Here is a 24062-nt window from a genome sequence, read left to right as displayed (position 1 = left end):
GCCCGTTTGTGCGTGTTAGGGGTAAACAATACAATGGCAAAAAAAGATTATTACGAAGTTTTGGGTATATCCAAAACAGCAGATGAAAAAGAAATAAAAAAAGCCTATAAGCGGCTGGCAATGAAATATCACCCTGACCGTAATCAGGGGGATAAAGACGCTGAGGGTAAGTTCAAAGAAATTAAAGAAGCGTATGAGATCCTGACCGACTCACAGAAACGCGCTGCTTATGACCAGTATGGTCATGCTGCCTTTGAACACGGCGGCATGGGTGGTGGCGCTGGTGGTTTTGGTGGAGCTGACTTTAGCGATATCTTTGGTGACGTTTTCGGAGATATTTTCGGTGGCGGCCGCCGTCAACAGCGTCCAAGCCGTGGTTCTGATTTGCGTTACAGTATGGAATTGACGCTGGAAGAAGCTGTCCGTGGTGTGACCAAAGAAATCCGCATCCCAACGTTAGAATCCTGTGAAAGCTGTCATGGCAGTGGTGCAAAAGCAGGCACCAGCCCAGAAACTTGCTCTACCTGTCATGGCGCTGGTCAGGTGCATATGCGCCAGGGCTTTTTTACTGTTCAGCAACCTTGCCCTCAGTGTCATGGTCGTGGAAAAATCATCAAAGAGCCTTGCAACAAGTGCCACGGTCACGGACGTGTTGAGAAATACAAAACACTGTCCGTTAAAATCCCGGCAGGTGTTGATACCGGTGACCGTATTCGCCTGAGTGGTGAAGGTGAAGCAGGTGAACACGGTGCACCAGCAGGAGATTTGTACGTTCAGGTTCAGGTCAAAACGCACCATATCTTCGAACGTGATGGCAGCAATCTCTATTGTGAAGTTCCAATCAACTTCGCAACTGCGGCATTGGGTGGCGAAATTGAAGTTCCAACCCTTGATGGACGCGTCAGCCTGAAAATCCCTGCGGAAACTCAGACTGGCAAACTGTTCCGCATGAAAGGCAAAGGTGTTAAATCTGTCCGTGGTGGAATTCAGGGGGATTTGTTGTGCCGTGTTGTTGTAGAAACACCGGTTAAACTGAACGAAGAACAGAAAGAGCTGATGCGTAAACTGGGAGAATCTTTTGGCGAAAAAGGTGGGGAAACCAATAGCCCGCGTTCCAAAAGCTTCCTTGATGGTGTAAAAAAATTTTTTGATGATTTGACAAAGTAATTTAATATTTTGCAAAATATCTAATAATAATTCCCCCTGATCATCCTTGTAATTCATTGATGTTCAGGGGATATTTTTATTTATTAATTTTTTGTTTTTTTAATCAATTAAATTATTTTATTTCTCAATTATTATTAAAGATGCTGTTATTCTATTAATATTGCACTTTATTTAAAAAGAGTAGAAAGTATCATTTTAAAATATCCATACACAAATAATACAGCAACAATGAGGATATTAAAATGATTTCGTATATATTAAAACAAGCAATTACACATTCCCACCATATTTTCCGGGGTAAAACTACAAATATCTCTTATTTTAATGTTGAACTTCAATCAGGAGATCGGCCAGAAAGATATTCTAGAAAAAGTTGCTTTTCTAGAGAGCAAAAACTCATAGGATTAAAAAATAAATTACACCTTTTGCGGACCGCAGATAAAAAATACGAATGTATAATGAAAGAAAAAGAATGTGATAATTCATTGGTTGGCAATTGCAATGAATTAGCTAACACTGTATTTATATATTTAGCAAGAGAAAGGGTGAGTGATATATATAATTTATATAAAAATTCTTTTACTGCAAATACATCAGGAGAAATACAATCTATTTATATTGAGATTCTTTATCCGTCGCCTTTATCAAGGTATGATCACTGTTTTGTCATGCTCTATTATCCTCTACATACCTATAACATAGAATCTCAATATAAAGAAACAAATCCACTGTACAAAGTGTACAATAAGATCCCAGATGGGGCGTGGATATGCGATCCATGGGCAAATATAGTTTGTTTATCTGAAAATTATGATGCTAATTGGCAAAGAAAAATGCTTGACTGGGCAATCGATGGCAAGTATTTGTCTTTAGGGCAAGCACCTACTCCCTCAATATATAAATCAAAATTTCCGTTACAGGGAGATCCGGGTAATCCTTTATATGAAAATACATTTTATATGATGAGTAATAGTCCAAAAACAGTGTCAGATCAGGCTATTATAAGACCTGATGGTACGGTTGTAATCAGTAATTCAAAATTTGAATATGCCACCCAATGAAGTTACCTGAAACGAATTGGAGTCTCCAAGTTTCTATTTATTACTTGGAGCTCCATCACCCTAATTTAGTACTAACAATCCCAATAAGAATCACAACACAAGCCAACAATCGCATCTTACTAAACGGCTCCCGTAAGATGAAAACCGATAACAATATCGCAAATAGTATGCTGGTTTCACGCAATGCAGCAACCAGCACGATGGGAATATGGCTCATTGCCCAAATAGCAATACCATAGAAAAAATAATAAATCACCAAAGCATAATTAACTTCTTACATATTTATAAATGCAGTAATTATGGAACATGAGTGAAAATAATCAGATGGTAATTTTTCATCTTAAATGAATAACATAATCATCATATTAATAAATAATGAATCGCTGAATTTTATTAGTATGCCACCATTGCTGATAATAATATATTTAACGATCTAACCTTCTAATTTATTAAAAATTAAATTTCCCTATAACACCCATTAATATCAAAAAAAATCATCACCTGAGATTCATAATATTTAGATATAAATATAGCAATATCACCTAAAATTATTAATGGAGATAAATATAATGCGAGATCATTACCCTAATGTCATTATTGGCGGAGGGTCCGCAGGACTCAATATGGCCCTTGAGTTTAGTAAACGCGGTATTGAATATCTCTTACTTGAGGCAAACGAAACGGTTGGTGGTCAATGGGATCGATTACCTGTATGCGGAGAATTGATCTCCCTCAACAAAAAATATGTCCCCGGTGATAATCATACTTACCGGATGCGTTATGACTGGCATACTCTTAGCACTATTGACGCTGAAGATGTGGCAAGTGACCCAAAACTTCGTTTTACAGAATGGACATCAGCTCATTGACCATCAGCAAAACTCTATAAAGAGTATCTGAAATATGTCGCTGATAAAAGGGGGCTTTCAGAATGCATCCGTACCAATATGCGTGTTAGGTGCATAATGAAAGAAAATGAACAATTTATTATCGAAATTTCTGATTCTCTGCGTATCTCAGCAGACAGAATATTTTGTGCCATCGGTGCATCAAAACCAATTGTGCCTGATATTAAAGGACTCAATGCCGAAACTTGTACTTTTTATGAATACTTTGACCCAAATACTGCTGCTGAGCGCTATAAGAATAAAATTGTTGTCGTTCTTGGACGTGGTAACTCCGCTTTTGAAATCACACATCATCTTATCGATATCACAGCCGAAACCGGTGTTGTCACCAGATCATTACCACAGTTTGCCCGGCAGACACACAACGTACATGATGTACGTGCTCAGGTCTCAGATGTCTTCGATTTAATGCAACTGAAATCGAACAACAATATTGTCAGTGACCGAATTGTCGAAATTAACCGAATTACCAGTGGCAAACACAAAAGGCGGTTATTAGTTAGTTATGAAACGCCTTGTCCCCATTGGGAACCACCGAGGTGGATGAAACGAAAAGGGATTATTGATGGTGTGATTGTATGCTGCGGATTCAACTACACCTTATCAGATATTTTCGATCAGAAGACTGTGCGGCCAGAAGTTGATAAAAAAGATAAATTCTGCCTGTTTACATCAAGTTGGGAATCAGTAAACATACTGGGACTCTATTTCATTGGTGCGCCTATGCGAGTCAATGATCCTGATGCTGCTTCCGGATTTGTACATGGTTTTCGGGGAAATATTCAGGCACTTGGTCATATCATTGCTGAAAAATATCACGGCAGGGCTATCAAACCGATATTTGAATGCAAAATATCACTGACTAATCCCTCAGATGGATTAACCGCGCTCCCTGAATTTCTGGTTGAATTTGTCAGCACGACGATGTCCTTATTTGAGCTTTTCGGCTATTTAGGCAGTACCATTACTTTTGAAACGAAGAATGATGATAAAGGCAGCGTATATGCAGGCGTATGACCACCATTTCCACGAGAATATAACTACGAACGTTGGCAAGATAAAGAAAATCGTATTGAAGTGGTATTTGAATATGGGTTCCATCGGTATGGTAATGGCGATCTTCCGACACATTATTTTACGTTACCGGCCAATCATTTCGATCCTTCGCAAAGTGCCTATATTCATCCCGTATTTCATGTTTTCCGCGAAGGGGTAGAAGTGGATTCTTTCCATATGCAGGAAAGTCTGATTAGCCGTTGGGATATTGATGATTATGTGGATGAAGAAACTAACGTTGACCAATACAAAAATGTGGCTTTTAACGCCTGTGCCAGCGCTCAGGGCCTTGAAGAACGAAGAAGCATATTACCGGTACTTGATGAATTTGTGGAGAAATGTTATCCGCTGATGAGTGAAGAGGAAGTTGCCGAAGCATTACGTATGCAACCAACTCTGGCATTGCTTGCCAAGAGGTCATGATTGCATTATACCGGATATGTTTAACAGGAATAACAACATTCATGTCACTGCACTAAAACGCGAGGGTTACCTTATTATGCTCACAAATTTTCCTGTACTTAATGGTCTGTTAGGGCTCTTGCTAACCAGTGCAGTGCAGTGCTGATAGCTGTTCCTGGCCCAAGTATTATGTTTATTGTCGGGCAAGCTGTGTCTGTCGGTCGAACTAATGCATTACGAGGTGTGATTGGTAATGCAATAGGAACCTATTTTGTTGCTGTGATTGTTGCTTTCGGGATTGGCTCTTTACTCATTCAATCCAGTATGGCTTTGATGGTTATTCGGTTACTGGGCTCCGCCGCCCTACTCGCTATCGGTTTTCAATATCTGTTTTTTTCCAAGCCATTATAAACTGGGGAAAATATCAGTGCCAATAAACATAGGCAAACACTGATACTTGGGATCATTGTAGGAGCAACAAATCCAAAAGCATTGATTATGTTCGGTACGATAGTTCCGAGTTTTTTAACAACAGGCACAGACAGCCCTATTTCATCCCTGTTCAGTTTTTCACTGATACCGATTGTTTTAGGTTTAATAATCGACACGGCTTGGGTTGCGGCTGCACATGCGGTGAGTTCCCGTCCGTCTTTTACTGAAAAAAGAATGAAGCTGGTTAATCTTGTGGGAGGCGGGCTCATAATCTTAATCGCTATTGTATTAGCTGTAGAAGCTTTACGTTAATAGGCTTGTATCTGGGCAGACTAAAAGATTGTGCAAAAATCAATATAGTTACTCTCCGTTTTGATCTTTTGATGCAGTCTGCCGAAATGAAACCATTAAAGACACTTCCATAAACTCTTCAAGTCAATCAACACTGATTTCAATCCATTCATCCTTGAAAAATTTTTAATTTCACATTGAAAGTATTCGCATATATCGATACATATAACATAAATAATCGATTTTTTCCGAAGTCATGAATAGCATAGTATTCATAACTGCATTTACTCATTACTGCATTATTTATGACCATATTATTTATAACAACAACATTTACTACTGTAGATTTTATAAACATCGTGTTTACAAACATAGTATCTACAACCTAATTCATCTTATAGGTTACTAATCTATGACTACAATTATTCGCCAATTTTTGAAATTAGAGGCAGCAGGAGGGATCCTTCTCATTGTTGCTGCCATTATTGCGCTGGTAATGGCAAATACGCCATTTCAGAGTATTTATCACCAATTTCTTAACCTGCCAGTTGCGGTTCAATTTGCTGCTCTGGAAATCAATAAACCATTCCTGCTATGGATAAATGATGGATTAATGGCCATCTTTTTCCTGATTGTTGGCCTGGAAGTTAAGCGGGAATTGATGGAAGGCTCTTTAGCTAGCCGTGATAAGGCCATTTTCCCAGCCATTGCCGCCGTTGGTGGTATGCTCGCCCCTGCTTTGGTTTATTTACTCTTTAATGGCAATGATGAAATCACCCGTCAGGGCTGGGCTATTCCTGCTGCCACCGATATTGCATTTGCGCTTGGAGTTATGGCTCTGCTAGGAAAACGTGTTCCTACAGCATTAAAAGTGTTTTTGCTCGCTTTGGCGATTATTGATGACTTGGGCGTTATCATCATTATTGCCTTATTCTATACTAAAAGTATTTCTATGGTTGCACTGGGATTAGCCGCTGCCATGACAGGGCTTCTAGCTTGGATGAACTGGCGGGGAATCGCTAAAACATCGGCTTATCTGGCTGTAGGCGTAATTTTATGGGTATGTATCCTCAAATCCGGCGTTCATGCCACACTGGCAGGAGTTATTGTCGGATCCTTGATCCCTCTGCGTTGTAAAAAAGGCCATTCTCCTTCCGAAGCACTTGAGCATGGCTTACATCCATGGGTAGCTTATTTAATTCTGCCACTCTTTGCTTTTGCCAATGCCGGAGTTTCATTGCAGGGAGTTACGCTGAGCGGCCTGACAGGGCTGTTACCCATGGGGGTTGTACTTGGCCTGTTTATTGGCAAGCCACTGGGTATTTTCTTATTTAGCTGGCTCTCAGTAAAACTGGGGATTGCCAAATTACCGACAGGAATTGGTTTGCCGCAAATTTTTGCCGTATCTGTACTTTGTGGAATTGGTTTTACTATGTCTATCTTTATTTCCGGTCTGGCATTTGAAGGTCTGAGTGACACATTCAGTACCTACTCGCGTCTGGGGATATTGATTGGTTCAACTATGGCAGCCATCATTGGTTATGGGCTACTGAATGCGCTCTTACCAAAGAAAATTGGTCAAAGAAAAAAACATAGCCAAATGTAGTCGAATGGACTAATTTAGGCGCATAATCAGAAACAATTCCAAATTAATTCATCCTTTTAATATTCGCGGCATAACATCTCATCTGCTGTGCCGTTAATATTCATATTAGAGAAAGACAGGAGAGCACCATAATCTGGCGGCCTGAAATATAAGGTCATGGCTGTTATGCAGATGTAAGGTGATACATAAAGGATAAATATATGCGGGTTTCACATTTAAACTTTAACCACCTTTATTATTTTTGGCACGTGTGTAAAGAGGGTTCTGTTGTTGGGGCTGCTGAAGCGCTATACCTGACACCCCAGACTATTACCGGCCAGATTAAAGCTCTGGAAGAACGCCTTGGTGGAAAGCTGTTTAAGCGTCAGGGAAGAGGATTAGTTCCATCAGAACTGGGGCAACTTATTTTTCGCTATGCTGATAAAATGTTTATGCTCAGTCAGGAAATGCTGGATATTGTCACCTATAGCAGAGAGTCAAATCTATTGTTTGATGTAGGTGTTGCTGATGCCTTGTCTAAACGTTTAGTCAGCAAAGTCTTGGAAACCACAATTGTGGAACAGGAGAAAATCCACCTGCGTTGTTTTGAATCAACTCATGAAATGCTGCTTGAGCAACTCAGCCAGCATAAACTGGATATGATCCTGTCAGATTGCCCGGTTGACTCCACCCAGCAGGAAGGTTTGTTTTCCGTCAAATTAGGGGAATGTAGCATTAGTTTTTACTGCCGTGCCCCAATCCCGGAAAAACCATTCCCTGAATGTCTGGAAGAACGCCGTTTGTTAATCCCTGGCCGCCGTTCAATGCTGGGCAGGAAACTACTGACATGGATACGTAATAAAAATCTGCAAGTTGAGGTATTAGGCGAATTCGACGATGCAGCACTGATGAAAGCATTTGGCATGTATCATAATGCTATCTTTATTGCGCCTTCGTTTTATGCTAATGATACTTTTGCTGACAGTGATATTACTGAGATAGGCAGACTGGATTCAGTGCAGGAAGAGTATTACGTCATCTTTGCTGAAAGAATGATCCAACATCCGGCAGTTCAGCGCGTGTGTAATAAAGATTTTTCAGACTTATTCAACGTTCCGTTAAAAAACAGATCGGAAAAATAACGCTGAATCCGTATCAACAGATATACCCTATGGATTTTATGCTGCAACTTTAAAGACAACGGGTATACAAAAAAACCGGCAAAAGCCGGTTTTTCAACATAATTAAAACAAAGAATTACATTGCTTTAATTTGCGCTGCCAGAGCAGATTTATGACGTGCTGCTTTATTTTTGTGGATCAAACCCTTGCAGGCGTGACGATCAACAATTGGTTGCATATCATTGAATGCTTTCTGTGCAGCTTCTTTATCACCAGTAGCGATAGCCGCGTATACTTTCTTAATAAAAGTACGCACCATAGAACGACGGCTTGCATTGTGCTGACGGCGTTTCTCAGACTGTACGGCGCGTTTCTTAGCTGATTTGATATTAGCCAAGGTCCAACTCCCAAATATATTCTATCGAGGACAATTCAAAGGCCGAGGAATATGCCTGTTCAGCCTTCTTTTGTCAATGGATTTGTGCAAATAAGCGTCGTTGTATGGCGACGCTGGTTACGTTGTGATGGGGTAGGATTTTATCAGCTTACTGAGAGGTAATACAGTCTTTCACAATAAAAAACTCAATGAATCACTGATAAATGCGATAAATTAAATATTTTTCGGGCATCTAACCTATTTTTATTGTATGAATCAGGTTATTAATTAAAACCCTTTGTGATCGTGGGTTAACCTTGTGCGTTGTACAAGGTATAATCCGGCAATTTTCACGGTATTGAGCCAGCTATGGAGCTAATTCGCGGTATACACAATATCCGGGCGCGTCACCATGGTTGCGTGCTGACGATTGGTAATTTTGATGGTGTCCACCGAGGGCATCAGGCTTTATTGAAACATTTGAAGCAAGAAGGGCGGCGGCTCGGATTACCGACAATGGTTATGATTTTCGAACCACAACCACTGGAAGTCTTTGTCGCAGATAAAGCGCCAGCCCGCCTGACACGGCTACGAGATAAAATAAAATATTTATCTCAGTATGACGTTGATTATTTGTTGTGTGTGAAATTTGACAGACACTTTGCAGCCAATTCCCCAGAAGCCTTTGTTTCTCGGTTGCTCGTTGAAAAACTGGGTGTTAAGTTTCTGGCTGTAGGTGATGATTTCCGTTTCGGTAAAAACCGCTTCGGTGATTTTCACTATTTACAACAGGCAGGTAAACAATACGGTTTTGATGTTGCCAGTACAGACAGCTTTTGTGACAGTGGATTGCGGATCAGCAGTACCGCTATTCGTCAATCGTTGCAAAATGATGATCTAACATTGGCCGAAATATTATTGGGGCATCCTTACAGCATAAGTGGCAGAGTTGTTCATGGTAACCGCCTGGGGCGCACGATTGGCTTTCCTACAGCGAACTTACCTTTAAAACGTCTGGTTGCCCCTGTAAAAGGCGTTTATGCTGTTGAAGTTTATGGATTAGACGATAACCCTTTACCGGGTGTAGCTAACATCGGAAATCGCCCCACCGTTGCTGGTCAGGGCCTGCAGCTTGAAGTGCATTTGATTGATACCCAAATGGATCTGTATGGGCGTCATATCAATGTGGTATTACGCAAAAAATTGCGTGATGAGCAGCGGTTTGCTTCGCTTGATGCGCTTAAACAGCAAATCGCAAATGATGTGGTTGCTGCGAGGGAATACTTTTTGCAGCGATCCGAGTCATATATCTGATACCCATATAAAGGGTATAGCGGAAAATTGGAACTGAGAATCGAGAATGAGTGACTATAAAGACACCCTGAATTTACCGGAAACAGGGTTCCCTATGCGCGGGGATTTAGCCAAGCGCGAACCAGATATGTTGAAACGTTGGTATAAAGAAGGTTTGTATCAGGCTATCAGAAAAGCAAAATCAGGTAAAAAAACCTTCATTTTGCATGATGGCCCTCCGTATGCAAACGGCGATATTCATATTGGTCACTCAGTCAACAAAATTCTCAAAGACATTGTTGTTAAATCCAAAGGGTTATCAGGCTACGATTCGCCTTATATTCCAGGTTGGGACTGCCACGGTTTGCCAATTGAGCTCAAGGTTGAGCAGCTTATTGGTAAGCCGGGTGAAAAATTTTCCGCCGCTGAGTTCCGTGCTGAGTGCCGCAAATATGCAATGAGCCAGGTCGAAACACAAAAAGCGGGTTTCAAACGTCTGGGTGTTCTGGGTGACTGGGATAAACCTTACCTGACGATGGACTTCAAAACGGAAGCAGACATCATTCGCGCACTGGGTCGTATCATCAGCAACGGCCATTTGTTGAAAGGTGTTAAACCTGTTCACTGGTGTACTGATTGTGGCTCTTCTCTTGCCGAGGCGGAAGTTGAGTATTACGACAAAACCTCCCCTTCCATTGACGTCTGTTTCACAGCGGTTGATACAGATGCAGTGTATGCCAAGTTTGCCAAATCTGGTATGGAGCCACAGGGTCTGCCGGTTTCTCTGGTGATCTGGACAACCACACCGTGGACATTACCAGCAAACCGAGCGATCTCATTGGGTGCAGAAATCACTTACCAATTGGTCAAAGTTAATAATAAATGTCTGATTCTGGCAGCGGAATTGGTTGAATCTGTTATGCAGCGTGCAGGCATCACTGCATGGGAAGTCATCGGTGACTGCAAAGGTGCAGATCTGGAACTGATGCGTTTCAACCATCCATTCATGGGTTTTGATACTCCTGCCATTCTGGGCGATCACGTTACACTTGATGCGGGTACTGGTGCAGTACATACTGCGGGTGGTCATGGCCCGGACGACTACTCTATCAGCCTAAAATATGGCCTTGAAATCGCGAACCCAGTTGGGCCGAATGGCTGTTACATCTCCGGCACCTATCCTTCTCTGGATGGCCTGTTTGTTTTCAAAGCGAACGATGTCATCGTTGAGTTACTGAAAGAGAAAGGCGCGTTACTGAGTCTGTCAAAAATTCAGCACAGCTATCCTTGCTGCTGGCGTCACAAAAATCCAATCATCTTCCGTGCAACACCACAATGGTTTATCAGCATGGATCAGAACGGCCTGCGTGAACAATCACTGAAAGAGATCAAAGGCGTTGAGTGGATCCCGGGTTGGGGACAAGCGCGCATCGAATCCATGGTAGAAAACCGTCCGGACTGGTGTATTTCCCGCCAGCGCACATGGGGCGTACCAATGTCTCTGTTCCTGCACAAAGAGACACAAGAACTGCACCCTCGCACACCAGAACTCATTGAAGAGGTCGCCAAGCGTGTTGAAATAGATGGCATTCAGGCATGGTGGGATCTTGACGCATCAGAACTGCTGGGTGATGAAGCAGCAGATTACATCAAGACACAGGATACACTGGATGTCTGGTTTGATTCAGGAAGCACCCACTCCTCTGTTGTCGATGTTCGCCCAGAATTCAATGGTCATTCCGCAAACATTTATCTGGAAGGCTCTGACCAGCACCGGGGCTGGTTTATGTCCTCACTGATGCTGTCAACAGCGATCAAAGGTAAAGCACCTTACCGTCAGGTTCTGACTCACGGTTTCACCGTTGATGAACAAGGACGTAAAATGTCCAAATCCATCGGTAACACCATTAGCCCGCAAGATGTGATGAACAAACTGGGGGCAGATATCCTACGTCTTTGGGTGGCATCAACAGATTACTCCGGCGAAATTGCAGTTTCTGATGAAATCCTGAAACGCTCGGCTGATGCTTACCGCCGTATCCGTAATACTGCTCGTTTCCTGCTGGCAAACCTGAACGGTTTCGATCCTGAACAGCACATGGTAAAAGCGGAAGACATGGTAACGCTGGATCGCTGGGCGGTAGGTCGTGCACAGGCAGCACAGGCTGATATCCTCAAGCACTACGACGAATACGACTTCCACTCCGTTGTTCAGCGCTTGATGCAGTTCTGCTCCGTAGAAATGGGTTCATTCTATCTGGACATCATTAAAGATCGTCAGTACACCGCAAAACGCGACAGTATTGCCCGCCGTAGCTGCCAGAGCGCCTTATTCCATATTGCAGAAGCACTGGTTCGCTGGATGGCGCCAATCCTTTCCTTCACTGCTGATGAAGTGTGGAAGGAATTACCTGGCAAGCGTGCACAGTTCGTCTTGACCGAAGAGTGGTACGATGGTCTGTTCGGTCTGGCAGATAGTGAAAATATGAACGATACTTTCTGGGCTGAATTGCTGCAAGTTCGCAGTGAAGTGAACAAAGTACTGGAACAAGCTCGTGCCGATAAACATATCCGTAGTTCGCTGGAAGCGGCTGTCACACTTTATGCTGATGAAGTACTGGCAGAAAAACTCAACAAACTGTCTGATGAGTTACGTTTTGTATTACTAACTTCACAAACCGAAGTTGCTGCTTTCTCATCTGCGTGTGATGATGCACAACAGAGCGAACTTAAGGGGCTGAAAATTGCCTTCCGTAAAGCAGATGGTGAAAAATGCCCACGTTGCTGGCACTATGCTAAAGACTTGGGATTGGTAGCGGAACATGCAGAACTCTGTGGCCGCTGTGTGACTAACGTTGCCGGTAACGGTGAAGAGCGTAAATTTGCCTGATGAAGAAACCCATTTGTTCCACTGGCCTTCGCTGGCTTTGGTTAGTTGCTGTGGTATTGATTTTGGATCTGGGCAGTAAACAGTTAGTATTGCAAAACTTCAGACTGTACGAATCCATACCATTAATACCATACTTCAATCTGACTTATGCCCAGAATCTTGGGGCTGCGTTTAGTTTTCTGGCTGACAAAGGTGGCTGGCAGCGTTGGTTTTTTGCCTTGATTGCGATTGTCATCTCTATCACACTACTGGTAATGATGTATCGCTCCAGTGCCAAACAGAAACTAAGCAACATTGCTTATGCTTTAGTGATTGGTGGAGCATTGGGAAATCTGTTTGATCGGCTGGTACATGGCTTTGTTGTCGATTTTATCGATTTTTATGTCGGAGCATGGCACTGGCCTACCTTTAATATTGCAGACACTGCCATTTGCATCGGGGCAGCACTCATTATCATCGAGAGCTTTATCAGTCCAGATGATAAAAAAACTGCACCAAAACAAACAGAATCTAAACAGCAATCATCGAAAAAACAATAAGAAACCAGCCCCGGTCAATATAACCGGGGCTGATAGTTTCCCCCACTTGCAATTGTTTATTACTAACGCGTTTTTTATTAAATCGTTTTTTACTAAATCGTTTTTTTACTAAAAGGTTTGAGCAACATGTCAATGCAGGTGCAAGCGCACAGTGCAGTTTTGTTACACTTCACATTAAAATTGGATGATGGTTCAACAGCAGACTCGACTTATAGTCAGGGCAAGCCCGCATTATTCCGCTTAAGTGATGGCAGCCTCTCTGAGCCACTGGAACAACAACTGATTGGTTTGAAAGCTGGCGATAAACACCAATTCACGCTGGCGGGAGAAACTGTTTTCGGCAAATATAATCCTGATCTAGTGCAATACTTCACACCACGTGATTTTTCCAATTCGGATATTCCCGAAGTAGGCACTATCATGCTATTTACTGCTATGAATGGTAGCGAAATGCCGGGATTTATCAAAGAAGTTGCAAAAGGTTCCATCACTGTTGATTTTAATCATCCACTAGCTGACCAAAACGTCATTTTTGAGATTGAAGTGTTGGAAATAGACCCTCAGTTGGAGGAAAACCATGCAAATATTGCTGGCTAACCCTCGTGGTTTTTGTGCTGGTGTTGATCGCGCTATTAGCATTGTAGAGCGCGCATTAGAATTATATGGTGCACCGATTTACGTTCGCCATGAAGTAGTACACAACCGCTATGTGGTTGATGATCTCAGAAATCGGGGTGCGATCTTCATTGAAGAAATTTCAGAAGTCCCTGATGGTGCAATTCTGATTTTCTCCGCACATGGTGTTTCTCAGGCCATCCGTAACGAAGCTCGTTCCCGTAATTTAACCATGCTGTTTGATGCTACCTGCCCACTGGTAACAAAAGTCCATATGGAAGTCGCCCGTGCAAGTCGTAAAGGCAATGAAGCGATTTTGATCGGGCATGCTGGTCATCCGGAAGTTGAAGGCACGATGGGGCAGTACAATAACCCTGAAGGCGGTATGTATCTGGTGGAATCACCGGAAGATGTGTGGAAATTGCAGGTTAAAGACGAAAATAACCTCCGCTTTATGACACAAACCACGCTTTCTGTGGATGATACCTCAGAAGTGATTGATGCACTTAATGCCCGGTTCCCGAATATTATCGGCCCACGTAAAGATGATATCTGTTATGCCACCACCAATCGTCAGGAAGCAGTTCGTGATTTGGCAGCGGATGCCGATATTGTCTTAGTCGTTGGCTCCAAAAACTCATCAAACTCAAACCGTCTGGCTGAACTGGCACAACGTATGGGCAAATCTGCTTATTTGATTGATTCTGCCGATGATATCAAAGAGGAATGGGTTGATGGTGTGAGTTCTATTGGCCTGACAGCGGGTGCATCCGCACCGGATATTTTAGTGCAACAAGTTATTGGACGTTTGAAAATGCTTGGCGCAGAAACGGTTAATGAACTACATGGTCGCGAAGAAAACATTGTGTTCGAAGTACCAAAAGAGCTACGAGTTGAAGTGAAAGAAGTTCACTGACTTAGGAGTAACTATTTCAGGGTTGCTTCAACTTAAATTCGGCTTTTCTGTTGGAAGATGTAATTAATTTATTCGGCATCTTTCTAACAAAAAGCCGAATATGAGTGTATTGCCCCAAAAATTTAACAACATTCATAACGGCTTGTTATCTTATTCCATTTCCATTTATCATTTCTTGCCGCGGGATGTAATTCCATGCCCCCATTTATGTTCATAAACCCCATATTTATATATGCTTGCCTCGCCTCATCATATGGAGAAAGTTTTAACTTTCCTTCCATCCCTAATTGTTGTGATTTATTTACTGCATATTCAATGAGTAAAACACCACAACCTCGAATACCGCAATGAGTGGCCAAAAAAGAAACTTCAGATAACTCATTTTCATGATTATCTTGCACTAATAATTGTAAGGCACCGACAGGAATACCTCTGAAATAAGCAACAGCAAAAAACTTTTTTGAACCGTCAGTTTTATCTCTCATAGATTGAAGCTTTGCATTAGTCGAGAGACAATTAAGTATACTAAACGCCTGATTATACCTCATTTTCCACCTTTCTTGTTCCTTATCAAGCTTAAGAAAATCAAAATAAAACCAATCCTCAGCCATAGTTTCTGTTAGCATCTTTTCCGTTGCGTAGAATGCTTCTTCTGGGCTGACTTCCTTTATTGTGATAAATGTTTTCATATTAACCAATGTTGTGTACATATCCGAACAGGATTTAGACCGGGTTAAAGGACCAAATCCTACAGAACGGTTGTTAATATTAAAAGATTTTGATCTGAACATTACATTAATTCCCCTCATTATATTTTGGAAGATGTAAATAATTCACCTGACTTTTCTCTAACAAAAATCCTAATATATTACAATATATTAGGTGTCCAGACTGATATTTAGTAGAATCTATAACGACCCGTTGCCTCATTCCATTTCCATTTATCATTTCTATCAGCAGGATATAATTCCAGGTGTTCCCCAGCCCCGGTAAATCCCATTGCCATATATGCCGCTCTCGCTCCCTCATATGGAGAAAGTTGTAACTTTCCTCCCATTCCTAATTGTTGTGATTTATTCACTGCATATTCAATGAGTAAAGCACCACAACCTCGGATGCCACAATGAGTTGCCAAAAAAACGACTTTAGGTAACCCATCAGTAATTAATAATTGTAAAACTCCGACAGGAACACCTCTGAAATAAGCAACAAAAAACAACACTCTTTTATCAGTTTCTTCTAATTTAAGGCGAATACCAATATCAATATAGAAAAATTTAAATATTCCCAATGCTTGGTTATATCTAGAATTCCATTTTATTTCCTCCTCATCAAGCTGACCAGAAGAATTAGGGCACAACCACTCATTATTCATAGTTTCTTTCTTTATTTTTTCCGTTGCGTGAAATACTTCTGATAGACTAGCCTCCTTGATAACTATAGAACATCTGATATCAACTGATCTTGGCCATATTCCTGAAAAAGATTTTGATCTGAATATCATATTACCCTCCTTATGATATAAAAGAATTGGGATAATTAAATAATTTTATAGTTTTCAATGCTGACTGATATAAAAACTCATCTATATCAAAAATAAAAAAACCTTTGAATTAAGTAATAATACACCGTTACTGTACTGAGTCAATTTCTGTTACACAGAAATAAATAAAAGACGAACAGCAAAACCAATCAAAACCACGCCTACTGCACGTTCGAACCAATGCCCTAATCGGACAAACTGTAAGCGAACGGTAGGGCTGGAAAAAAGACAACTAACCAGAATAAACCACGCTGCATTTACTATACACATCCACACACCATAAAAAATCTGGACAGATAACGGCGTAGTTGCACTCACAATCGTTGTGAAGACAGCCAGAAAAAATAGAGTTGCTTTGGGATTGGTAGCATTTGTCATAAAACCAGTAGAAAAAGCCCGTCGCAGGTTTCGTTGTTGCGGTAATGCCTCATTCGGGAGGATAAAATCCGTTTTTTCCGGCTTACTCCTAATAAATTGAACCCCCAGGTAACAAATATATATACCACCAATCATTTTTGCTATTGTCATCAGCCAAGGTGTTGAATGTATTAAAGCTCCGATACCAATCAATGTATAAATAACATGGACTGATATTCCCGCACCAATACCAATAGCGGTACAAATTCCCATCCAACGACCAAAGCGTATGCTCTGTCGTAATGTTACTGCAAAATCTGGCCCCGGTGCGACAACAGCCAGAAAATGAATAAGTGCAAGTCCCCAAAACTCATGCAAGTAGTCAGAAAGCATATTTACTCCGAAAAGCGTTTATATTTATAGTAGTATCACGGGTTGAATCTATTATGACGCAATACATTACGTTAACATGACTATGTCATATTGCACTGATAACTTGCCTTTCTTTTCCTTAATGGCTTGTATCTGAATTTTGTGAATATGCTTTAATGATGTCACATGTGTTCCACCACAAGGGTAAGGGGGAAGTTCACCAAAACTGACTTGCCGAAATCCATCATCACGCAGAGTAATCTGGCAAAACAGATTTTCAGCGATAAGTTGATCGCAACTTTCTTGAAGTGCTTCAACAAAAACAGCTTGGGCATGCATTCCGGGTTTAAAAATAACCCGACTTTCTCCGGGCCAATGGTGTGCACTGACAGGATACCAACCCAAGCCTTCAACAATATGACCAATAAGATGACCTGCTGAATGTAACTGTGAGTGTAATTGACGATAATTTTCGTCAACGCGCGCAAAAGCTACTCCCGCATTGATAGGATGTTTTGTGTAATGAATGATGTCATCATTCTCAAATGCGACGTGAACAACTTCCACATCATTCAACCAGCCAACATCACTGGGTTGCCCTCCTCCCTGAGGATGAAATGGTGTTACGTTTAATCGGATTGCATAACGTTCATCATTACAGGAAGAGCTGCCACAAAAAGAGCAATCTAAAACTTCAACTTCCCCACTCAGGATAGAATTGGATAAATAAAGACGTTTAGTCATACTCGATATTCTTCATATAAACAAATTTCCCTGATTGTATTAAATAAATACAATTGCGATAATCCATCCTAAACTCAAATAACTTTTGACCTATAAGCATAAATAGCATGATAAATTTAATGCGGGAAATGGCTATTTTCGCCAAAGTGGTTGAAACCGGTAGTTTCTCTGAAACTGCACGTCAGCTTGCTGCAACACCTTCTGCTATTAGTCGTTCTGTAGCCAGACTGGAAAAAGCGCTCGGAACCCGCCTATTGCAAAGAACAACACGCAAACTTCGTTTAAGTGAAAGCGGACAAACTGTTTATGAACATTGTCTGGATATAATGAATTCTGCTCAGGCAATCATGTCTGTATCAGGAAACTTTAACCGTGAACCGCAGGGAATAGTCCGGGTCAGTGTCCCTAAAGCGGTCGGCCGTTTTGTTGTTCATCCCCATATACCTGCTTTTCTTGCCCGCTATCCTAAAGTCAATGTGAATTTACGACTTGATGATCGTTATGTAGATTTGATAGATGAAGAGGTTGATCTTGCAATACGGATCACAGATCAACCTCCTCCGGGCCTGATGGGAAGACGGTTATTGAATATTTGGCATATGTTATGTGCAACACCTGAATACCTTGCAGAACATGGCACACCACAACATCCGCACGATCTGAAAAATCACAGTTGCATCTATCTTGGGGAAGAACCCGGAGACTCGCGTTGGAAATTCAACCAGGGAAGTAAAATTATTACCGTCAATATTCATGGTCGTTACGCTGCCAATCATACGGGAGTTCGGCTTGATGCAGTGTTGAGACATATCGGAATTGGCAGCTTACCTTATTTTACCGCTAAACATGCTTTACAACAGGGACGACTGGTTCAGGTTCTGCCTGATTGGAACTTTAAAGCCAACTATACTGGCGAATTATGGATACTTTATCCACCGACACGGCATTTACCGCCAAAACTTAGTGTATTTATAGAATTTCTGGCCGAACGACTCCGTCAGGAAAATATCTCAGATAATAAAAGAGCAGAGAAGATTTATGATACTACTCATTACGAATTGCCTGAGATAGGAGAATAAGTTTGTTAATGTAAAAGAGGTGAATTAATTATTTTAATTCACCTCATTCCTGTAACATTCAAGGGGTTTATAATAATGAATAAGTTAATTGCCATTGATAACAAATCAATAGTTCCATGTTAAACTATGAATTGTAATTCCCTATAAAAATATCGTTTCATATTATTTTCAGTAATATTTTTAATTAAGTCTATATTTTAGATTATTAACATTGATAGATTCGGCATTACTGAGTATAGTTAACACATGATCCAAGCAATTATAAAATCCCCAAAATTCGGTATAATCATAATTACCCTCTTTAGCTAATTTTTCTGCATTAATTTCTCTCAATCTTGTATAATCATACCATTCTTTAACATTACTTACCCGATGATGCCAATCGTGACAAATCAGTGATCCCTGCACTACCAACATTCGAACAGGTAAATGGTAGAACAAGTGTTTAAAAGCCCATATAATCCATTGTAGAGAATATTTCAGAGAAAAACTTTCAGGACAAGGTGAGCCACAAAAGCGTCCTAAAGAGTTTTTGATATGGCTATGAAGAATAGTCTCATTTTCACGACGTAATAACCACACATGCTCAGTCATTAATTGTAATAACGATGCTATCTGGTACACAATTACATAAGGGATAATGATGGAAAATACAAAATTCATCATTCCCATCCACCAAGCAAAGTAGCCAAAAAATAAAAAATAAACAATGGTCATGATAAATCGATAAACAGGAACACCTATTAAATTTGATTTAATTCGACCATAGAGGTATGAAAGATGAAAATAAGGGCTAAATAGGGTTAAAAACAAGTTAATATAGAGCTGTTTCTTTGTTTTTCCGGGTGTAAACCCTAATTTGTATACTGCTGATAAGTCTTTATCTTCTGTTGTTGAAAAATCCTTTCCATGATGCTCATAGATATGAAACTGACGGTATGAATCGTAAGGTTGAGTAATGAATATTGTGGATAAAATTTCACATATAACTCTATTACGTGATTTTGTTGAGAGTAAATTTCCATGTACCCCTTGATGAATAATAGTAGCAACAATATACCTGGCTCCGGAAGTGGAAAATAGTACGCCGACTAAATAGGTAATAAACTTGATAATTGATGACATATTACTATTTAGTGACAAATAGATAAGTAGCGTACCAACCACAACCCAACTAATCGACCAACATATCATTTCAATTGAGTTGGATTTCCATAATGCTTTCCTGCCGGGAATATCCTTTCCTGTTAGCCAACTCCATACACCTTGAAAAGGTAATATCCTATATGTATTTCGAATAGCGGTAGATTCCTTATAAAGATCAATTCCTGTTTTCATAATTCCTCCTATTGATTAACAGAGTAATTTTAATATAATTATTTTTATTACAGAGAGTGAAATATCAAAACATAAATTTTAACTATTACAATCTATAAATAAATTCGCAATAAATGTGCAAAGTTATCTATATCTGTCTATTAGTTAACATTATATAAAAAGAATCCCGCTTTGTATCTATAAAATAGCAGATAACACATAAAAAGCAGCCAGACTGATAACAACACATACTACAATATTTCTGATAAAAAAAGCAAAAACGGTAGTTAATAATGCCCCCCATAAATAAGGATTATTAGAAACTTCTCTTAACTCTCCATGCTCCATTAAAATAATTGGCCCACATATTGCAATCAATAAACAAGGTGCAGAATATTTTAATGATTCATTTATTATTTTAGGAAGCTTTACCGGGACTTTAGGTTCCAGAAAAACATATCTATTAAATAATACAATGCCAGCCAAAATAAAAAGCAAGGCCCAACTCATATTGACTCCTTATTTAACCTGGCTATAAAGACAGAAAAGAACATACCACTAACACCAGCAATGATAATAGCACCTTCAACGCGAAGGTAAGATAGTATCATTGATAAAAACAATGAAAAAATCACGCCCAAGAACACACTGAGTTTTTTAATCATTGGTACAACAATAGTAATGAAGGTAGCAACAATTGAGAAATCCAGATGATACTTATCTAAATCTGGAATAGAAGAAGCCATTAATATTCCCAGGAGACTGAAAAGATTCCAGCATACATAAAAACATAATCCAGCACCAATCAAATAGCCCGGAGTTAAAATCTGTTTATCTCTCTGAGCACAACTTAAAGCAAACAATTCATCTGTTAGTAAGAAACCGATTGGTAGTCGATAACGAACTTTTAATAAAGAAACATATTCACGTAAAGTTAAGCCATAGAGAAAATGCTGAGCTGTGATAAAAAACACTGAAATAATAATAGTAAAGATACTGGCACCCGATGCTAATAAACCAAGTGTCACTAATTGTGCAGCGCCAGCGAATAAGATTGCAGACATCCCTATACTTTGCCCCAGAGTTAACCCTGATTGAACGGCGACGGAGCCAGCAAGTATTCCCCAGGGGATAACCGAAAGGCAGAGCGGTAACATGTTATATATTCCAGACCAAAACCCTTGCCAGGAGGATGTTTTTGGTTGCAATTCAGTCATTGTTTTTTCCATAAACAGATCTACGTCAATACAAGAAAAGAGCCATTGATGGGTAGCTTACGTGCGGGTAATACAAGTGTATTGAATAAAATTGTGGTGAAATAATTTCTTGCTAATCTGTATTAGAAGCCTTCCCAATAAGGCAATAGAGCATTTTTAAGCTGTTTGTAGAGAACGAACAAACATTCCGGGAGTGATCCCTAATGCATTTTTAAAATGGCGGTTAAAATGGCTTTGGTCGGCAAAACCACAGCGAATAGCAACATTTAGTATAGAATGTCCATCCAATAACAATTTTCGTGCCATACGTAAGCGGGCAAAAATTAAATATACATGAGGAGTTACTCCGAAAATTTCCTTAAATTGCCGCAAAAAATGCCATGGACTTAGCTGTACCATTTCTGCTAACCGATTGAGAGAAATATCAGTTTCTGCATGTGCATCAATATATTCTTTAGCCAATAAGATCTGCTTTTCAGCAGAAGGAAGTTTCTGTGCAGTAATGCGTGTTTTGCCGTAATTCATCATTAACCAAGAGAGCGAAGAAAGCAGCATAGTTTCTTTGAATAAAGTATTACTTTTTTGTGACAATAAATTAAACATCAGACGTAATTGTTCAGATAACCCAGGATCATGAACCACAGCAGAAGGAAACCACGGTATACTGCCATCTGCATATTTTAAGTCGCGTGAAAGTGAACGTAATAAATCAGGTGAAGGATAAATAGCTTGGTATGACCAACCTGTTGCAACAGCAGCAGATCCGGTATGAATTTCATCTGAATTGACTAAAATAATATCACCTTTAGGCGCAATATGTTCCGCACCAGTACGATAGAAGCGCTGAGCCCCCTCCTCTATTACTCCTATACAAAAGGTCTCGTGCACATGACGAGAAAATACTTGCTTACGGTAACTGGCTTTGAGCATCTCCAGGCCATTAAATTCTTCCAGACGAAAGAACTGAATTTTCTCTTTTACATTTTCTTGTTGCCACATAAAATAGTTACCCAAGTTTCTGATGAAAATTGATCTTTTTATGGTATTGAACTCTTTTATCTTTAAGTTATATATCCCATAGATTTCAGACTACAACTTGAAAGACAACGGGTATATCACTATTTTCCTATTTGCTTGTTTAATTATCTATGTTCTGTTTCCAATCTGAAGAAAATTAAGATCTCACCTATAGAGTATAAAGAATATGGACATTTTCAAGTATCACCGACCACTCATTGTTCTTATGCCAATAAATCTTTTTTGTAAAAAACAAATCAGGTCAGATTTAGCGAGCCTTTTTCTTTTTTGTATAAAATTGCTATAGCAATGTTACTAAGGTAACCAGAATATTTATTTTTTTATCGAAAATAATTTGAATAAATATATTTAATAACAGTTATAATTAATGTTGTATTAATTTACTTTCTATATGTTATTCCCATATACCCTATCATGTTATATCTATGATTTAGATTTTGTTATAACTGTTCTCCTGATCGCTGTTTTCCTAATGATCTCCCTTTGAGTCTGGTGCAACCAACCATTGACAGTTAAGCTGTAGACAATTTGCTTTATCACCTCAATTAAAACCAATATCAACTATAGTGAGGGCCTTATGGCTGACATAGATATTCGCATTGCTATCGTAGGGGCCAGTGGCCGCATGGGACGCAATCTTATTCAGGCCATTCAGCAGTTGGATGGCGTTACACTTGGTGCAGCATTAGAACACCCAGACTCTTCATTAGTGGGAGCAGATGCCGGTGAATTGGCCAGTATTGGTCATAACGGTATTACGATCCGTGATGATCTCCAGGCTGTCATTGAAGACTTTGATGTTCTGATCGATTTCACCCAACCAGAAGGAACGCTGACATATCTGCCAATTTGCCGCCAATACCGTAAAGCCATGGTGATTGGTACAACTGGATTTGATGATGCAGGTAAGCAAGCAATCAAAGATGCTGCAAATGAAATTCCTATTGTTTTTGCAGCAAATTTCAGTGTCGGTGTTAATCTTGTCCTTAAGCTGTTGGAAAAAGCAGCAACAGTGATGGGAGAGTACACGGATATTGAAATCATTGAAGCCCACCATCGCCATAAAGTGGACGCGCCATCAGGAACAGCACTGGCAATGGGAGAATCTATTGCACATACGCTGGGTCGTGACCTGAAAACTTGTGCTGTATATGCCCGGGAAGGCCACACAGGTGAGCGGAACCCCAAAAGTATTGGTTTTGCTACGGTAAGAGCTGGCGATATTGTTGGAGAGCATACCGCTATTTTTGCCGATATTGGTGAACGAATAGAAATCAGCCATAAGGCTTCAAGCCGTATGACTTTTGCAAATGGCGCTGTTAAGGCATCTGTCTGGATAACCAATAAAAACAGTGGACTTTATGACATGAAAGATGTCCTTAATCTAGATAAATTATGATATTTTTAATAATATAACTAGTTGTAATTACGCAATTATTATTTATTAATTGCGTAATTTTGATCAAATAAACAAAAAAATATATATATTACTGTTTTTACCCTTACTTTCTACATTAAACTCACTTTTTTACTACCTTTTATCCCATAGATACGAAAAATCACACTGTTTTTTCTGTTTTAAAATTTAATTTCACATTAATCGTGAATATGCTCGCACTTTTCTTATGTTTTTCAGGTAAATTTCGAAGATATAGCAGTGAGTATCGCAAAAAAAACAATAAAAAGGGCATTTTTTGTAGACAAGCCCCCCCCTCATCATTAGAATGCGCGCAATTTGCCAAA

The 24062-nt window shown here is 40.0% G+C and carries 23 protein-coding genes and 2 pseudogenes; 15 read left to right on the top strand and 10 right to left on the bottom strand.

What is annotated here, in order from left to right; all coding sequences use genetic code 11:
• Positions 1-33: 33 nt before the first annotated feature.
• Both dnaJ and HGO23_RS03405 read left to right on the top strand, forming a co-directional pair.
• Positions 34-1167, top strand: a complete 1134-nt coding sequence (gene dnaJ / locus HGO23_RS03410) for a molecular chaperone DnaJ (RefSeq protein ID WP_099135590.1) — start codon at positions 34-36, stop codon at positions 1165-1167.
• Positions 1168-1409: 242 nt separating this feature from the next.
• Positions 1410-2228, top strand: a complete 819-nt coding sequence (locus HGO23_RS03405; RefSeq protein WP_099135591.1) for a hypothetical protein — start codon at positions 1410-1412, stop codon at positions 2226-2228.
• A gap of 55 nt (positions 2229-2283) precedes the next feature.
• On the opposite strand, the gene HGO23_RS03400 is transcribed toward HGO23_RS03405, so the two are convergent.
• A complete protein-coding gene (locus HGO23_RS03400; protein WP_280529527.1) occupies positions 2284-2487 on the bottom strand; it encodes an EamA family transporter in 204 nt (67 codons plus the stop codon).
• Between the two features lie 310 nt (positions 2488-2797).
• Here HGO23_RS03400 and HGO23_RS03395 point away from each other — a divergent pair, with 310 nt between their 5' ends.
• The 6 genes and pseudogenes from HGO23_RS03395 (at position 2798) to nhaR (ending at position 8044) form a co-directional block, all read left to right on the top strand.
• Positions 2798-3097 carry an NAD(P)-binding protein gene (locus HGO23_RS03395; RefSeq protein ID WP_209027970.1) on the top strand — a complete coding sequence of 100 codons (300 nt, stop codon included), beginning with the start codon at positions 2798-2800 and terminating at the stop codon, positions 3095-3097.
• A 15-nt stretch (positions 3098-3112) separates the two neighbouring features.
• Positions 3113-4153 (top strand): annotated as a pseudogene (locus tag HGO23_RS03390) (NAD(P)-binding domain-containing protein); the annotation flags it as partial.
• Between the two features lie 60 nt (positions 4154-4213).
• Positions 4214-4615, top strand: a complete 402-nt coding sequence (locus HGO23_RS03385; protein ID WP_209027969.1) for a hypothetical protein — start codon at positions 4214-4216, stop codon at positions 4613-4615.
• A gap of 168 nt (positions 4616-4783) precedes the next feature.
• Positions 4784-5338, top strand: a pseudogene (locus tag HGO23_RS03380) (LysE family translocator).
• Positions 5339-5729: 391 nt separating this feature from the next.
• Positions 5730-6923, top strand: coding sequence for a Na+/H+ antiporter NhaA (gene nhaA, locus HGO23_RS03375; protein ID WP_209027968.1), 1194 nt, complete (start codon positions 5730-5732; stop codon positions 6921-6923).
• A 200-nt stretch (positions 6924-7123) separates the two neighbouring features.
• Positions 7124-8044, top strand: a complete 921-nt coding sequence (gene nhaR, locus HGO23_RS03370; protein WP_099135594.1) for a transcriptional activator NhaR — start codon at positions 7124-7126, stop codon at positions 8042-8044.
• Between the two features lie 115 nt (positions 8045-8159).
• Here nhaR and rpsT read toward each other — a convergent pair whose 3' ends face one another.
• Positions 8160-8420, bottom strand: a complete 261-nt coding sequence (rpsT, locus tag HGO23_RS03365; RefSeq protein WP_038269713.1) for a 30S ribosomal protein S20 — start codon at positions 8418-8420, stop codon at positions 8160-8162.
• Between the two features lie 348 nt (positions 8421-8768).
• On the opposite strand from rpsT, the gene ribF reads away from it, so the two are divergent.
• From ribF to ispH, 5 genes are all read left to right on the top strand, one after another.
• Complete coding sequence (gene ribF / locus HGO23_RS03360; RefSeq protein WP_209027967.1) at positions 8769-9713, top strand: bifunctional riboflavin kinase/FAD synthetase; 945 nt, start codon at positions 8769-8771, stop codon at positions 9711-9713.
• Positions 9714-9759: 46 nt separating this feature from the next.
• Positions 9760-12582 carry an isoleucine--tRNA ligase gene (gene ileS, locus HGO23_RS03355; protein WP_209027966.1) on the top strand — a complete coding sequence of 941 codons (2823 nt, stop codon included), beginning with the start codon at positions 9760-9762 and terminating at the stop codon, positions 12580-12582.
• On the top strand, positions 12582-13121 hold the full coding sequence (gene lspA / locus HGO23_RS03350) for a signal peptidase II (protein WP_099135597.1): 540 nt from the start codon (positions 12582-12584) through the stop codon (positions 13119-13121). The genes ileS and lspA overlap by 1 nt, the downstream gene beginning before the upstream one ends.
• A gap of 126 nt (positions 13122-13247) precedes the next feature.
• Positions 13248-13718 (top strand): FKBP-type peptidyl-prolyl cis-trans isomerase, encoded by a 471-nt coding sequence (gene fkpB, locus HGO23_RS03345; RefSeq protein WP_099135598.1) that lies wholly within the window; start codon positions 13248-13250, stop codon positions 13716-13718.
• Complete coding sequence (ispH, locus tag HGO23_RS03340) at positions 13699-14652, top strand: 4-hydroxy-3-methylbut-2-enyl diphosphate reductase (protein WP_209027965.1); 954 nt, start codon at positions 13699-13701, stop codon at positions 14650-14652. Before fkpB ends, ispH begins: the two co-directional genes overlap by 20 nt.
• 122 nt (positions 14653-14774) lie before the next feature.
• Here the strand turns inward: ispH and HGO23_RS03335 are convergent, their stop codons facing one another.
• The 4 genes from HGO23_RS03335 to HGO23_RS03320 all read right to left on the bottom strand — a co-directional run bounded on the left by HGO23_RS03335 (position 14775) and on the right by HGO23_RS03320 (position 17668).
• A complete protein-coding gene (locus HGO23_RS03335) occupies positions 14775-15443 on the bottom strand; it encodes a GNAT family N-acetyltransferase (RefSeq protein ID WP_099135600.1) in 669 nt (222 codons plus the stop codon).
• A gap of 107 nt (positions 15444-15550) precedes the next feature.
• Complete coding sequence (locus HGO23_RS03330) at positions 15551-16156, bottom strand: GNAT family N-acetyltransferase (RefSeq protein ID WP_099135601.1); 606 nt, start codon at positions 16154-16156, stop codon at positions 15551-15553.
• 150 nt (positions 16157-16306) lie between these two features.
• Positions 16307-16945 carry a LysE family translocator gene (locus HGO23_RS03325; RefSeq protein WP_099135602.1) on the bottom strand — a complete coding sequence of 213 codons (639 nt, stop codon included), beginning with the start codon at positions 16943-16945 and terminating at the stop codon, positions 16307-16309.
• 66 nt (positions 16946-17011) lie between these two features.
• On the bottom strand, positions 17012-17668 hold the full coding sequence (locus tag HGO23_RS03320; protein ID WP_209027964.1) for an alanyl-tRNA editing protein: 657 nt from the start codon (positions 17666-17668) through the stop codon (positions 17012-17014).
• A 92-nt stretch (positions 17669-17760) separates the two neighbouring features.
• On the opposite strand from HGO23_RS03320, the gene HGO23_RS03315 reads away from it, so the two are divergent.
• Complete coding sequence (locus HGO23_RS03315; protein WP_209028685.1) at positions 17761-18747, top strand: LysR family transcriptional regulator; 987 nt, start codon at positions 17761-17763, stop codon at positions 18745-18747.
• 180 nt (positions 18748-18927) lie between these two features.
• Here the strand turns inward: HGO23_RS03315 and HGO23_RS03310 are convergent, their stop codons facing one another.
• From HGO23_RS03310 to HGO23_RS03295, 4 genes are all read right to left on the bottom strand, one after another.
• On the bottom strand, positions 18928-20085 hold the full coding sequence (locus HGO23_RS03310) for a hypothetical protein (RefSeq protein ID WP_209027963.1): 1158 nt from the start codon (positions 20083-20085) through the stop codon (positions 18928-18930).
• 177 nt (positions 20086-20262) lie between these two features.
• The gene (locus HGO23_RS03305; protein ID WP_038264588.1) at positions 20263-20574 is read right to left on the bottom strand and encodes an AzlD domain-containing protein; all 312 of its coding nucleotides are present in this window, start codon (positions 20572-20574) and stop codon (positions 20263-20265) included.
• Positions 20571-21281: an AzlC family ABC transporter permease gene (locus HGO23_RS03300; protein ID WP_209027962.1), complete on the bottom strand. Its 711-nt coding sequence runs from the start codon at positions 21279-21281 to the stop codon at positions 20571-20573. The genes HGO23_RS03305 and HGO23_RS03300 overlap by 4 nt, the downstream gene beginning before the upstream one ends.
• A gap of 156 nt (positions 21282-21437) precedes the next feature.
• A complete protein-coding gene (locus tag HGO23_RS03295) occupies positions 21438-22280 on the bottom strand; it encodes an AraC family transcriptional regulator (protein WP_209027961.1) in 843 nt (280 codons plus the stop codon).
• Between the two features lie 616 nt (positions 22281-22896).
• Between HGO23_RS03295 and dapB the strand changes: the two genes are divergently transcribed.
• Positions 22897-23718 carry a 4-hydroxy-tetrahydrodipicolinate reductase gene (gene dapB, locus HGO23_RS03290; protein ID WP_209027960.1) on the top strand — a complete coding sequence of 274 codons (822 nt, stop codon included), beginning with the start codon at positions 22897-22899 and terminating at the stop codon, positions 23716-23718.
• Positions 23719-24062: the final 344 nt, after the last annotated feature.

Origin of the sequence: Xenorhabdus budapestensis (genome assembly GCF_017743015.1) — a bacterium.
GTDB classification, from domain to species: domain Bacteria; phylum Pseudomonadota; class Gammaproteobacteria; order Enterobacterales; family Enterobacteriaceae; genus Xenorhabdus; species Xenorhabdus budapestensis.
The sequence above is the reverse complement of the archived record's forward strand: the minus strand, read 5'-3'. Positions and strand labels throughout refer to the sequence as shown.